At 67.1% G+C, this 13,481-nt stretch carries 11 protein-coding genes; 2 read left to right on the forward strand and 9 right to left on the reverse strand.

Annotated features, from left to right (window positions below; translation table 11 throughout):
- Positions 1–2: 2 nt before the first annotated feature.
- The 9 genes from ASE50_RS12265 to ASE50_RS12305 all read right to left on the reverse strand — a co-directional run bounded on the left by ASE50_RS12265 (position 3) and on the right by ASE50_RS12305 (position 10,895).
- Positions 3–1,013, reverse strand: coding sequence for a glycosyltransferase family 4 protein (locus ASE50_RS12265; RefSeq protein ID WP_056400720.1), 1,011 nt, complete (start codon positions 1,011–1,013; stop codon positions 3–5).
- Positions 1,013–2,575, reverse strand: coding sequence for an alpha-amylase family glycosyl hydrolase (locus ASE50_RS12270; protein ID WP_056400873.1), 1,563 nt, complete (start codon positions 2,573–2,575; stop codon positions 1,013–1,015). The genes ASE50_RS12265 and ASE50_RS12270 overlap by 1 nt, the downstream gene beginning before the upstream one ends.
- A 37-nt stretch (positions 2,576–2,612) precedes the next feature.
- Positions 2,613–4,676 (reverse strand): acetyl/propionyl/methylcrotonyl-CoA carboxylase subunit alpha, encoded by a 2,064-nt coding sequence (locus tag ASE50_RS12275; protein WP_056400876.1) that lies wholly within the window; start codon positions 4,674–4,676, stop codon positions 2,613–2,615.
- A gap of 38 nt (positions 4,677–4,714) precedes the next feature.
- Positions 4,715–5,092 (reverse strand): lysozyme inhibitor LprI family protein, encoded by a 378-nt coding sequence (locus ASE50_RS12280; RefSeq protein ID WP_056400723.1) that lies wholly within the window; start codon positions 5,090–5,092, stop codon positions 4,715–4,717.
- Positions 5,083–6,189 carry a biotin synthase BioB gene (bioB, locus tag ASE50_RS12285; protein WP_082438999.1) on the reverse strand — a complete coding sequence of 369 codons (1,107 nt, stop codon included), beginning with the start codon at positions 6,187–6,189 and terminating at the stop codon, positions 5,083–5,085. The genes ASE50_RS12280 and bioB overlap by 10 nt, the downstream gene beginning before the upstream one ends.
- 5 nt (positions 6,190–6,194) lie before the next feature.
- Positions 6,195–8,324, reverse strand: coding sequence for a methylmalonyl-CoA mutase (gene scpA / locus ASE50_RS12290; protein ID WP_056400726.1), 2,130 nt, complete (start codon positions 8,322–8,324; stop codon positions 6,195–6,197).
- A 48-nt stretch (positions 8,325–8,372) separates the two neighbouring features.
- Entirely contained in the window at positions 8,373–9,149 is a 777-nt protein-coding gene (locus ASE50_RS12295; protein WP_056400729.1) for an enoyl-CoA hydratase-related protein, read from the reverse strand.
- A gap of 100 nt (positions 9,150–9,249) precedes the next feature.
- Positions 9,250–10,242: an RcnB family protein gene (locus ASE50_RS12300; protein WP_056400732.1), complete on the reverse strand. Its 993-nt coding sequence runs from the start codon at positions 10,240–10,242 to the stop codon at positions 9,250–9,252.
- Positions 10,243–10,352: 110 nt separating this feature from the next.
- Positions 10,353–10,895 carry a (2Fe-2S)-binding protein gene (locus tag ASE50_RS12305; protein WP_056000113.1) on the reverse strand — a complete coding sequence of 181 codons (543 nt, stop codon included), beginning with the start codon at positions 10,893–10,895 and terminating at the stop codon, positions 10,353–10,355.
- Between the two features lie 115 nt (positions 10,896–11,010).
- Between ASE50_RS12305 and ASE50_RS12310 the strand changes: the two genes are divergently transcribed.
- Both ASE50_RS12310 and ASE50_RS12315 read left to right on the forward strand, forming a co-directional pair.
- Positions 11,011–11,808: a DODA-type extradiol aromatic ring-opening family dioxygenase gene (locus ASE50_RS12310; RefSeq protein WP_056400735.1), complete on the forward strand. Its 798-nt coding sequence runs from the start codon at positions 11,011–11,013 to the stop codon at positions 11,806–11,808.
- Positions 11,809–11,883: 75 nt separating this feature from the next.
- Complete coding sequence (locus ASE50_RS12315; RefSeq protein ID WP_056400738.1) at positions 11,884–13,410, forward strand: acyl-CoA carboxylase subunit beta; 1,527 nt, start codon at positions 11,884–11,886, stop codon at positions 13,408–13,410.
- The last annotated feature ends 71 nt before the right edge of the window (positions 13,411–13,481 follow it).

Below are 13,481 nucleotides of genomic sequence, written 5' to 3' on the forward strand. Positions count from 1 at the left end.
GCTCAACCGCCGAGGATCGAGCGGTATAGCGCGTGGTAGCGTTCGGCCATCGCTTCGACCGAAAAGTGCTCGGCGACGCGGGCTCGACAGGCGGCGCGGTCGATCTCTTCCACGCGGTCGATCGCGGCGATCGCTTCGTCGAGCGTGTCGACGAGGAAGCCGTTGACGCCGTGCTCGATCAGTTCGGGCATCGACCCGCGGTTGTAGGCGATGACCGGCGTACCGCAGGCCATCGCCTCGACCACCGACAGGCCGAAGGGTTCATCGAAGCCGATCAGGTGGAGCAACGCGCGGGCACCCCCCAGCAGGTCGGTTCGCGCCGTGCCGCCGACCGCGCCGTGATAGACGATGCGGTCGCCATCGATATGCGGCTCGACCTGTTCGCGCCAGTAGCGGTCGTCCTGAACGATGCCCGCCATGTGCAGCCGGCGGCCGCTGGCCTGTGCCGCCGCGACGGCTTCGGCCGCACCCTTGTCGGGGTGCATCCGGCCGAAGAAGAGCAGGTCGTCGCTGCCCTCGGCATCGAACGGAAAGTCGTTCAGGGGAATGCCGTGATGGATCGTCGCCGCATAGCGCAGCGACGGGTGGCGATCGGCGTCGCTGATCGCGACATAGTGCACCCGGTCCTGATAGGGCGCGTACATCGGCAGGATGCGGTCCGATGAAAAACCGTGGATGGTGGTGACCATCGGCGTATCGACCAGCCCCGAAAAGGCGTGGGCGGGAAAGTCGGCCTGATTGTGGATCAGGTCGAATTCGTCGGCGCGTTCGAACAGATGGGCGAGGTGCGCGAACTCCCACACTTTCGCGTCGATTGACGGGTCTTCGCTGTACGGTGCGGGGACCACCCCGGCGAGCGTCGCCGACGTCTGGCTATCGAGCGTGGCGAACAGCGTCACGTCGACACCGCGCGCGACCAGCGCCTCGGTCAGCAGGCTGGTGACCAGTTCCCACGGGCCGTAATGTCGCGGTGGCGTACGCCACGCGATCGGGGCGAGCATGGCGATACGCATCAGTCGACTTTCAGGATCAGGCCTTCGTCGGGGCGAAGGGAGGAAGCGGTGGCGGCGTCATGGGTCGAGAGGATGACCGTGCCGGGTTCGAGATCGATGGCGGCCGTTCGGTGGCCGAGGTTGAGCGCGATGCGATAGCGATCGGTGCCGTCGCTGCGCAGATAGGTGAGGACGTCGCCTTCGGCACGGACGTCGCCGATCGTGCCGGTCGCAAGCGCCGGCGTGGCGCGGCGCAACGCCAGCAGGTGGCGGTACAGGGTCAGCGTCGAGTCCCGGTCGTCCGCTTGTGCGGCGACGTTGAGCGGAAGATGTGCCGGGTCGATCGGCAGCCACGGCTCGCCGGTGGTAAAGCCGCCCTCCTCTGTCCATGGCAGCGGAGTCCGGACCGGGTCGCGGCCCAGCCCCAGCCCCGGTTCGCGCAGTTCGCGCGGGTCCTGAACCTTGCCGGCGGGAACCTGCGCGTCGGGGAGGCCCAGCTCATCGCCCTGATACAGCGTCGGCGTACCGCGCAACGTCAGCAGCAGCATCGCCGCCACCCGCGCCTGTGCCGCGCCGACGCGGGTGGCGATGCGCGGGCGGTCGTGATTGCCCAGCACCCAATTGGGCCAGCCGCCGGTCGGCAGCGCCGCTTCATACTCGGCGATGCGCCCGGCAAGTTCGGCGGCGTTCCAGCGCGCCTCGATCAGCTGGAAATTGAACGGCAGATGCACTCCGGGGGCGTCGGCCGGTCCGTAATAGGTCATCAGCCGGGGTACGGGCAGATAGATTTCGCCGACCAGCATCGCATCATAGCGATCGGCCAGTTCGCGCATGTCGGCGGCGATTGCGTGGACTTCGGGCTGGTCGGTCGAGTTCAGCTGCAACACGCGGTGCATCTCGCCCATCCCTTCGCGATAGTCGGGGTTGGGCGGATTGTCGGGGAAATCGGCGTGCTTTACCATGTGCCACAGCACGTCGATGCGAAACCCGTCGACGCCGCGGTCGAACCAGAAGCGCATCGCGCCCAGCATCGCCGCGCGGACTTCCGGGTTGCGCCAGTTCAGATCGGGCTGTTCGGGCAGGAAGGCGCGCGAATAATATTGGCCGGTGGCGGCATCGAACGTCCATGCCGGCCCGCCGAAATCGCTGATCCAGTTGTTGGGCGGGCCGCCATCGGGCGCGGGATCATGCCAGACATACCAGTCGCGCTTCGGGTTGTCGCGCGACGATCGGCTCTCCACGAACCATGGATGCCGGTCGGAGCTGTGATTGGGCACGAAATCGAGCAGGACGCGCAGGCCCAGCCCGTGCGCCTTGGCAAGCAGCGCGTCGAAATCGGCGAGCGTGCCGAAGCGCGGATCGATGCCGGTATAGTCGGCCACGTCATAGCCGAAATCGGCCATCGGCGACGTAAAGATCGGGGAGATCCACAGCGCGTCGACGCCGAGCGATACGAGATGATCCAGCCGGTCGGCGATGCCGCGCAGGTCGCCGATCCCGTCACCGTCGCTGTCGGCGAACGATCGGGGATAGATCTGATAGATGGTGGCGGCCTGCCACCATGGTTGCGCGGATGAAACGATCACGCGCGGACAAGCCGCCAGCGGGAAAAACGTTCCGTTATTCGAACTCCATGATGACCGCATCGACCGTCAGGCTGTCACCGGGGGCATGGGCGATGCGGGCGACGGTGCCGGCGCGTTCGGCGCGCAGGATGTTTTCCATCTTCATCGCCTCGACCACCGCCAGCGGCTGCCCCGCCTCGACGCGCTGCCCCTCGGCCACCTCGACCCGGGTCAGCAGGCCCGGCATCGGGCACAGCAGGAACCGCGAGAGGTCGGGCGGGACCTTTTCGAGCATGTGGTGGGTCAGCGCCGCGACATGCGGGGGCAGCACGCGGACGACGTGGCTGCCGCCACGGGCGGTCAATTTCCAGCCGCCGATCGTCGGGGCGATGCGGACGGTCCATTCCTTGCCATCGATGCGCGCGGTCGCGACTCGCTGCGACGGGCGCCAGTGCATCACGACATCGAGCGGCGCGGCGTCATCGATATGGACGAGCATGCCGCCGTCGTAGCCGTCGACGCGGATTGCGTACCGGCGGTCGCCGATCGTAACGACACGCTCGGTCGACGCCGCGGCGGGCGTGCCGAGTTGCCCGTCGATCGAGCCGGCGCGGTGCGACTGTTCGAGATCGGCAACGACCGCGATCGCGGCCAGCCGCCGCAGCAGCGTTTCATCGGCGGGCGCGCCGTGAAAGCCCTCGGGATATTCCTCGGCAATGAAGCCGGTGGTCAGCGCCCCCTCGCGGAAACGCGGATGCTGCATGATCGCCGAGAGGAAGTCGATGTTGTTGCCGACCCCGGCCAGTTCGAACCGGTCGAGCGCCGCGACCTGCGCGTCGATCGCCGCTTCGCGCGTGGGTGCCCAAGTGACGAGCTTGGCGATCATCGGGTCGTAGAACATGCTGACCTCGCCGCCCTCGACGACGCCGTCGTCGACGCGGGTGCGGGGTAGCGCGGTATCGAGCGACGTCGTTCGTGGAGCCCCCCCTCCACCATGCTTCGCATGGTCCCCCTTCCCGTTCCGGGGAGGATTGTAGCGGGTCAGGCGGCCAGTGCTCGGCAGGAAGCCGCGATAGGGGTCTTCGGCATAGACCCGGTTTTCGATCGCCCAGCCGGTCAGCTTCACCTCGTCCTGGGTGAACGCCAGCGGTTCGCCGGCCGCGACGCGCAGCATCTGTTCGACCAGATCGAGGCCGGTGATCTCTTCGGTCACCGGGTGTTCGACCTGCAACCGGGTGTTCATTTCGAGGAAGTAGAAGCTCTCCCCCGTCACGTCCGCGCCCGAGACGATCAGTTCGACGGTGCCCGCCGAATAATAGCCGACCGCGCGGGCCAGTGCGACGGCCTGTTCGCCCATCGCCTTGCGCATCGCGGGCGTGACGAAGGGTGATGGCGCTTCCTCGACGACCTTCTGGTGGCGGCGCTGGATCGAACATTCGCGCTCGCCGAGATAGACGATGTTGCCGTGCTGGTCGCCCAGCACCTGAATCTCGATATGGCGCGGACTTTCGATGAACTTTTCGATGAAGACGCGGTCGTCGCCGAAGCTGGCCAGCCCTTCGCGCTTGGTCGCTTCGAAGCCCTCGCGGACGTCCTGTTCGCTCCATGCGAGGCGCATCCCCTTGCCACCGCCGCCGGCCGACGCCTTCATCATCACCGGATAGCCGATGTCGCCGGCGATGCGCACCGCTTCCTCGGTATCGGCGATCTCACCCAGATAGCCGGGCACGACGTTGACGCCGGCGACCTGTGCCAGTTTTTTCGATTCGATCTTGTCGCCCATCGCGGCGATCGCATTCGGCGGCGGCCCGACGAAGGCGATGCCGGCATCGGCGCAGGCGCGTGCAAAACTCTCACGCTCCGACAGGAATCCGTAGCCGGGATGGATGCAGTCCGCGCCGGTTGCCTTTGCCGCGGCAAGGATCAATTCGGGCACGAGATAGCTTTGCGCGGCGGGTGCCGGCCCCAGCCGCACGCTTTCGTCGGCCATCAGGACGTGCGGGGCGCGGGCGTCGGCATCGGAATAGACCGCGACGGTCGCTATCTCCATCCGCCCGGCGGTGCGCATGACGCGGCAGGCAATTTCCCCGCGATTGGCGACCAGAATCTTCTTGAACAAATCGCTCTCCTGTCCGCCCCGTGTGTTCGGGGTCAGCATCAACTCTTGCGGCGCAGATCGCGCAATTGCTGCGCCCGTTCCTTCGTCAGTCGTTCGAGGCAGTTGGCGCGCGCCAGCGGCTGCATCGACCCGCCGGCATAGCGTCCCGCTTCGAGGACGCACTGCGTGTCGCGGAATTTCAACCACGCACGCTGGCTGGCGAGTGCCGCCGCCGCATAGCCGAAACCACCACCGCGCGAGGTGTTCGCGGCGTCCCTAGCCTTCATCGCCGCATAGCTCACCTGCCATTCGCGAGTCATCGCCGCGTCCGCGCGTTGCCATGCCGTCTGCGCGCAGCGGTTCATGTCGACCTGCGTCGTGGCGTTGGCGCAACCGCCCTGTGCAGCGGCCGCCGCGAGCAACAGGCTCAGCAGCATGAGGATTTCCGCATCGGTTCTTCCGCCACCATCGGCGTCATGCCCAGCTTCGCCAGCAGCGCGGCGTCGGCATCGTCGCCGGCGTTGCCCGCGGTCAGCAACCGGTCGCCGGTGAAGATCGAGTTGGCACCGGCCATGAAACACAGCGCCTGCGTCGCATCCGACATGCTTTCGCGCCCCGCCGACAGGCGAACCATGCTCAGCGGCATGGTGATGCGCGCGACGGCGACGGTGCGGACGAATTCGATATCGTCGAGTTTGGCGAGCGGCGTATCGGCCAGCATGTTGCCGAGCACCGTGCCTTTGACCGGGACCAGCGCGTTGACCGGCACGCTTTCGGGATGGCGGGGCAGCGTGGCGAGCGCGTGGACGAAACCGACCCGGTCGGCACGCGTCTCGCCCATGCCGACGATGCCGCCGCAGCAGACGTTGATCCCGGCTTCGCGAACATGTTCCAGCGTGTCGAGCCGGTCGCCGAAGCTGCGCGTCGTGATGACGTTGGCATAGTTTTCGGGCGAGGTGTCGATATTGTGGTTGTAATAATCGAGACCCGCCTGCCCCAGCCGCTGCGCCTGATCCGGGGTCAGCATGCCGAGCGTCATGCACGTTTCCATACCCATCGCGGCGACGCCCTCGACCATCGCCACAATCTTGTCCATGTCGCGGTTCTTGGGGTTGCGCCATGCCGCGCCCATGCAGAAACGCTGCGATCCCGCCGCCTTGGCCTGCGCTGCGCTCGCGAGGACGGCGTCGACGTCCATCAGCTTTTCGGCCTTCAACTGCGTATCGGCGCTGGCCGATTGCGAGCAATAGCCGCAATCCTCGGGACAGCCGCCGGTCTTGATCGACAGCAGCGTGCAGAGCTGGACCTGCCCGACGGCATGGTGCGCGCGGTGGACGGTCTGCGCGCGGAACATCAGTTCGTCGAAGGGCAGGTCGAAGAGTTCGGCGATCTCGGTGCGGGTCCAGTCACGCCGAACGCCTTCGGCGTGCCCCCGCGCCGGCGGGGGCCCAGAGTCAAGGGCGTCACGCTCGTTACCCTGGACCCCCGCCTGCGCGGGGGTACGTCCATCGACGGGGGCAACCGAAGCAGTCATCACGTTCATTCGACAGTTTCTCCGACCGGCGGGAGGTTGTGGCCGAGCAGTTTCAGCACCTCCGCCGCTGCATGGACCAGATTGGTACCCGGTCCGAAAATCGCGGCCACCCCGGCGTCGCGGAGCAGCGCATAATCCTGTGGCGGGATGACCCCGCCGGCAATGACCCGGATGTCGGCGCGACCGGCATCGGCCAGTTGCGCGATCAGTTCGGGGATCAACGTGTTGTGACCGGCGGCGAGGCTGGAGGCACCGACGATATCGACCCCCTCGCCGATCGCCAGTTGCGCGGTTTCCTGCGGCGACTGGAACAGCGGGCCGGAGACGATGTCGAACCCCAGATCGGCAAAGGCGCTGGCAACGACGTTCGCGCCGCGATCATGCCCGTCCTGCCCCATCTTGGCGACCAGCATGCGGGGTTTGCGGCCCAGCCGCCGTTCGACGGCCAAGACGCCCTCGCCCGCGCGTGCCCAACCTTCGTCATCGGCATGCGCCGGGCCATAGATCCCCTTGACCGGGGTGACCGACACCGCGTGGCGACCGAAGGCGACCTCCATCGCCGCCGACATTTCGCCGAGCGTCGCCCGGGCGCGGGCGGCGGCGACGCACAGTGCCAGCAGGTTCGCGTCGCCCGCCGCTCCCTCGCGCAACGCCGACAGCGCCGCCTGCGTCGCGGCTTCGTCGCGATTCGCGCGGACATGCTCGATCCGGCGGATCTGGTCGGCGCGAACCTTGGCATTGTCGATCGAGAGGATGTCGATCGGCGTCTCTTCGGCCAGCCGGTATTTGTTGACGCCGACGATCACATCCTCGGCCCGGTCGACACGGGCCTGCCGGGCGGCGGCGGCGCGTTCGATATGCTCCTTGGGCAGGCCTTTGTTGACGGCATCGATCATGCCGCCCGCCCCCTCGACTTCCTCGATCAGCGCCCATGCCTTTGCGGCGAGTTCGTTGGTCAGCGCCTCGACATAATAGCTGCCGCCGAGCGGATCGACGACATGGGTCATGCCGGTCTCTTCCTGCAAGATCAGCTGCGTATTGCGGGCGATGCGGGCGGAGAAGTCGGTGGGGAGGGCAACGGCTTCGTCGAGCGAGTTGGTGTGGAGCGACTGGGTCCCGCCGAAGGTCGCCGCCATCGCTTCGATCGTGGTGCGGATGACGTTGTTGTAGGGGTCCTGCTCCGTCAGCGAGACGCCGCTGGTCTGACAATGGGTGCGCAGCGTCTGGCTGCGAGGCGAACCGCCGAAGTCGGCGATGATCCGGCTCCACAGCATGCGCGCCGCGCGCAGCTTGGCGATCTCCATGAAGAAGTTCATGCCGATGCCGAAGAAGAAGGACAGCCGCCCGGCAAACGCATCGATATCCAGCCCGCGCTCGATCGCCGCGCGGACATAAGCCATGCCGTCGGCCAGCGTGAACGCCAGTTCCTGCACCGCCGTCGCGCCGGCTTCGTGCATATGATAGCCGCTGATCGAGATGCTGTTGAAGCGCGGCATTTGTTCGGCGGTGTAGGCGATGATGTCCGACACGATCCGCATCGATGGCTCGGGCGGATAGATATACGTGTTGCGGACCATGAACTCCTTGAGGATGTCGTTCTGGATCGTGCCCGACAGCTTTTCGGGGCCGACGCCCTGTTCCTCCGCCGCGACGATGTAGAAGGCAAGACAGGGCAGCACCGCGCCGTTCATCGTCATGCTGACCGACATGGTGTCCAATGGGATGCCGTCGAACAGGATCTTCATGTCGTCGATAGTGTCGATTGCGACCCCGGCCTTCCCCACATCACCCGCCACGCGCGGATGGTCGCTGTCATAGCCACGATGCGTGGCGAGGTCGAAGGCGACCGACAGCCCCTTCTGCCCCGCCGCCAGATTGCGGCGGTAGAAGGCGTTCGATTCCTCGGCGGTCGAGAACCCGGCATATTGGCGGATGGTCCACGGACGGCCGGCATACATCGACGCCTTCACCCCGCGGGTGAACGGCGCGAAACCGGGCAGGCCGGGATCGGGGGCATCGGCAGCGGTGTAGAGCGGCTTGACCGCAATCCCCTCCGGCGTGTGCCAGGTGAGATCGGCGTCCTTCACCTCACGCGCGGCGAGCTTCTGCCAGTCATCGATCGTCGGGCCGGTCATTCGTACGTCCCTAGCGCCCGGTGGGGGGACAAGTCGAGGTGGGTCATGTCAGCGGCCTTCGAACCGGGGGGAGCGTTTGGTGAGGAAGGCGGCGGTGCCTTCGCGCGCATCGGCGCTGGCGGCGGCGCTGCGCTGTGCCTCCGCCTCGCGAACCATTGCCGCCGGATAGTCATGGTCGAGCGCGTAGGCGAGATTGCGCCGGGTCAGGCCGAGCGCGACCGTCGGCCCCGCCGCCAACCGCCGGGCGAGCGCCATGGCTTCATCGTCGAGCATCGCGCCATCGACCACCGCATGGATCATGCCCCAGTCGAGCGCGGTCGCGGCGGCGACGCGTTCGCCCAGCAGCATCATCCGCGCCGCCCGCGCCCGCCCGATCAGCCGGGGCAGCATCCAGCTCGCCCCGCCATCGGGAACGAGGCCGATATTGACGAAGGCTTGCAGGAAATAGGCGTCGTCGGCCGCGACGCAGAAATCGGCGGCGAGTGCGAGGCTGCACCCGATGCCCGCCGCCGCACCGCGCACGGCGCTGACGATGGGGACCGGCAGATCGGCGATCGCCTGCAGACACGGGTTGTAGTGATGGGTCAGCGCATGGTGGGTCGCGGCGGGACCGTCCCCCGCCGCCTGCACCGCCGCCACGTCCGCGCCCGAACAGAAGGCGCGGCCCTCGCCGGTCAGCAGCACCGCCCTCGCGCCGTCGAGGTCCGCCAGAGCACCCCGGATCGCATCGAACATCGCCGGCGGCGCGGCATTCAGCCGGTCGGGCCGGTCGAGCGTGATCCGCAACACGTCGCCGTCGCGTACCACCCGGATATCGCCTGCCATCGAATCGCTCTCCCGTATCTTTTGATACGGTTTGCGGAAAGGCCGCGGCGATTGCCAGCGCAAACGAACCGCGGCGGGGGATCACCCCGCCGCGCGCCGCTTACCAGAAGATGTCGTATTCGACGTCGACCACCTGTCCCGTACGGATGTCGACCAGCATCGCGTCGTTGTAATAGCGGACCCAGCGATACGGCCCCCATGTTTCGGGGAGGCGATAGTAGAAGGGGTCGTTGATCCAGTAGTTCGATCCGAACAGGAAGGAATTCAGCCGGACGCCGACGCCGAAGCGGCGATAGCCATAGCCCCAGCCCTGCGGCGCGTAATAGCGTGGCAGGCGGTACAGGCTGCGGTTGCGGTCGCGATACCGGTTCCAGTCGTAGCGGTCGTCGCGCCGCCAGCCGCGATCCCATTGGCCGTTATTGCCGAACCGGTCGCGCTGCCATTGCCCCTGATCCCAGCCGTTGCGGTTCCAGTCGCGGTCGCGCCGCGCCCAGCCGTCGCCGTTCCATTGATCGCGCCGGAGTTGTTCCCGCTGCCACTGTTCGCGGCGATCGCGTTCCAGCGTGCCGCGTCCATCGCGACGCGGCCAGTCGCGGCGCAGCGCATCGCGGTCAATCTGGCCCTGTGCATCGCGCGGCGGGTCGCGCCGTTCGAAGCGATCGGGGACGTCGGGCTGCGGCGGACGCTGCCAGCCGCGATCGGGCTGGCCCGGTTGCGGCCCGCGCTGCCAGCCGCGATCTTCCCGCTGTTCGCGTTGATTACGCTGCCATTGGCCGCGGAGTGCGTCGCGGTCGATCTGCCCCTGCGCATCGCGCGGCGGATCGCGCCGTTCGAAGCCGGGACCGCGATCCGGGCGGTCTTCGCGTGGTTCGAACCGGGGCGACTCGCGGCGCTGTTCGACACGCGGCGCGGGTGCCTTGACCCGGATGTCGTTGCGGAATTCGGCGCGGGCTTCCGGCGTCTCGCCGCCCGGCGACCGTTCGATCCGCTCACGCATGCGGGGCCCCCGCCCCTCACGCTCGGGCTGCGCCATCGCCGCGCTCGGGACCAGCGCGGTCACGCTCAGCAACGCCAGCAGGAAACGGCTCTTCATTTCGGCTTCCCTCCACCGCCGGATGTCGCCGGCTTCGATAGTGCCGGCCTACGCCAGATGCGATCAACCGTGGCTGAACGGCGATGACAGCGGATTGAAATAATAAGCGCCTATGGTTTGGGCGGGGTCAGCGCCGGCGTCTCGCGCGCCGCTTCCGCCGGATCGATGCCGGGGCGTGGCGGGGGCGCGAGGGTTGCGTCGCCGCGTGCGGCGGCGGCGGCCTGTCGCACCGCATCAACCAGTCGCGGGTAGATGCCGCAGCGGCACAAATTGGTCAGCGCCGCCGTGATCGTCGCTTCGTCGGGATCGCGGTTCGCGCGCAGCAGGGCGGCGGTCGCCATGACGAAACCGGGGATACAGAAACCGCATTGCACCACCTGTGCCGCCAGGAACGCGGCCTGTACCGGGTGGCTGCGGTCACGGGCCAGCCCTTCGATCGTGGTGACGAACGTGCCCTCGATACTGCCGATCGTGACCTGGCACGACTTTACCGCGCGCCCGTCGATATCGACGGTACAAGCGCCACAATGGCCGGTGCCGCAGCCATATTTGGTGCCGGTCAGGTTCGACACGTCGCGCAACGCCCACAGCAGCGGCGTTTCCGGGTCGAGCCGATATTCCTGCGGCAGATTGTTGACGGTGAACCGGGTCATGGCGTCGGCCTTGTACGGAGGATCGCACGCCCGCGCCAACCCCTGTGAATCGGGAAACGGGCCGTTTCCGCCCGCGATCTTGTCGGTCGATCGGTGCGACGCGATCTTTCTTCCCATGACCTTACCATCCTTGTTCGTGCCGCATGGCGGCGGCCCCTGCTTCTTCCTGAACCCCGGCGAAGCGCCCGAACCGATGTGGCGGCCGATGCAGGCCTATCTGGCCGGCCTGATCGCGTCGCTGCCCGAACGGCCGCGCGCGATCCTGATGATCTCGGGGCATTGGGAGGCACCGGTGCCGACCGTGCATGTCGGCGAACGGCCGGCATTGCTGTTCGATTATTACGGCTTTCCCGAACATACCTATCACCTGCGCTGGGATGCGGCCGGTGCGCCCGATGTTGCGCGGCGGGCGGCGGGGCTGTTGCAGGCGGCGGGCTTTGCGACGGCGGAGGAGGCTGGGCGCGGATGGGATCACGGCGTGTTCATCCCGATGATGGTCGCGGTGCCCGATGCCGAACTCCCGCTGGTGCAATTGTCGCTCGACCGGTCGCTCGATCCGGCGGCGCATATCGCGATGGGCCGGGCTCTCGCGCCGTTGCGCGACGACGGGGTGCTGATCGTCGGATCGGGGATGAGCTTCCATAATTTGCGGGCGCGGGGGCCATCGGTCACGCCGGTCGCCGACGAATGGGACCGGGCGCTGACCACCGCGGTGACCGAAGCCGATCCGGCGCGGCGTGCGGCGCGGGTGGCCGATTGGGAAGCCCTGCCCCATGCCCGCTTTGCGCACCCGGAGGCCGAGCATCTGTTGCCGCTGATGGTCGCGCTGGGTGCCGGCGGCGATGATCCGGCGGTCTGCGACTATCGCGACACGGTGATGGGCTGGGTCGTTTCGGGCTATCGGTTCGGGTGACGCAAGAATGTTGCGCTTTGCCGCATCCTGCTGGCACAAGGGTGGAAACGCCCATCAAGGGGCCAAGGAGAGACGATGCTCGAAGCACTCGAAGCGTTGGAAAGACGGCGCGCGGCGGCGCGTGCCGGCGGCGGTGAGAAGCGGGTCGCGGCGCAACATGCCAAGGGCAAGCTGACCGCGCGCGAACGGCTGGACGTGTTCCTCGACCATGGATCGTTCGAGGAACTCGACATGTATGTCGAACATAACTGCGTCGATTTCGGCATGCCCGATCAGGTGATCCCCGGCGACGGGGTGGTCACCGGATCGGGGACGGTCAACGGCCGGCTGGTCTATGTCTTCAGCCAGGACTTCACCGTGTTCGGCGGGTCGCTGTCCGAACGCCATGCGCAGAAGATCTGCAAGATCATGGATATGGCGATGAAGGTCGGCGCGCCAGTCATCGGCCTGAACGATTCGGGCGGGGCCCGCATCCAGGAGGGCGTGGCGTCGCTCGGCGGCTATGCCGAGGTGTTCCAGCGCAACGTGCTCGCGTCGGGCGTGGTGCCGCAGCTGTCGCTCATCATGGGGCCGTGCGCGGGCGGTGCGGTCTATTCGCCTGCGATGACCGACTTCATCTTCATGGTGAAGGATTCGAGCTATATGTTCGTGACCGGACCCGACGTGGTGAAGACGGTCACCAACGAGGTCGTGACGCAGGAGGAACTGGGCGGCGCGATCACGCACACGACCAGGTCGTCGGTCGCCGATTGCGCGTTCGAGAACGATATCGAGGCGCTGCTGGCGGCGCGCGACTTCGTCGACTTCCTGCCCGCCAACAACCGCAGCGGCGTGCCGGTGCGGCCGAGCGACGATCCGTGGGACCGGCTGGAGGACAGCCTCGACACGCTGATCCCGCCGAGCGCCAACCAGCCCTATGACATGCATGAGCTGATCGTGCGGACGGTGGATGACGGCGCGTTCTTCGAACTGCAACCGGGGCATGCGGCGAACATCATCATCGGTTTCGGCCGGATCGAGGGGCGCACCGTCGGCATCGTCGCCAACCAGCCGATGGTGCTGGCCGGGTGTCTCGATATTAATTCGTCGAAGAAGGCGGCGCGGTTCGTGCGCTTCTGCGATGCGTTCGAGATACCGATCGTGACCTTCGTCGACGTGCCGGGCTTCCTGCCGGGCGTAGGACAGGAGCATTCGGGGATCATCAAGCATGGCGCGAAGCTGCTGTTCGCCTATGCCGAGGCGACGGTGCCCAAGATCACGGTCATCACCCGCAAGGCCTATGGCGGGGCGTATGACGTGATGGCGTCGAAGCATCTGCGCGGCGACCTGAACTATGCGTGGCCGACCGCCGAGATTGCGGTGATGGGCGCGAAGGGCGCGGTCGAGATCATCTTCCGGTCGAAGGACCCGGAGGAGGTTGCGGCGCGGACCGCCGAGTACGAGGCGCGCTTCGCCAACCCGTTCGTCGCCGCCAGCAAGGGGTTCATCGATGAGGTGATCCTGCCGCATTCGACGCGACGGCGGGTGGCGCTGGGGTTGCGCAAGCTGCGGAACAAGAAACTCGAAAACCCGTGGAAGAAGCATGACAATATTCCGCTGTAAGGTCCTCCCCGGCACGGGGAGGGGGACCATCCGCAGGATGGTGGAGGGGGGTTGCCTGCTCCACGACGGTT

This window comes from Sphingomonas sp. Leaf5 (genome assembly GCF_001421155.1).
Classification (GTDB): Bacteria; Pseudomonadota; Alphaproteobacteria; order Sphingomonadales; family Sphingomonadaceae; genus Sphingomonas.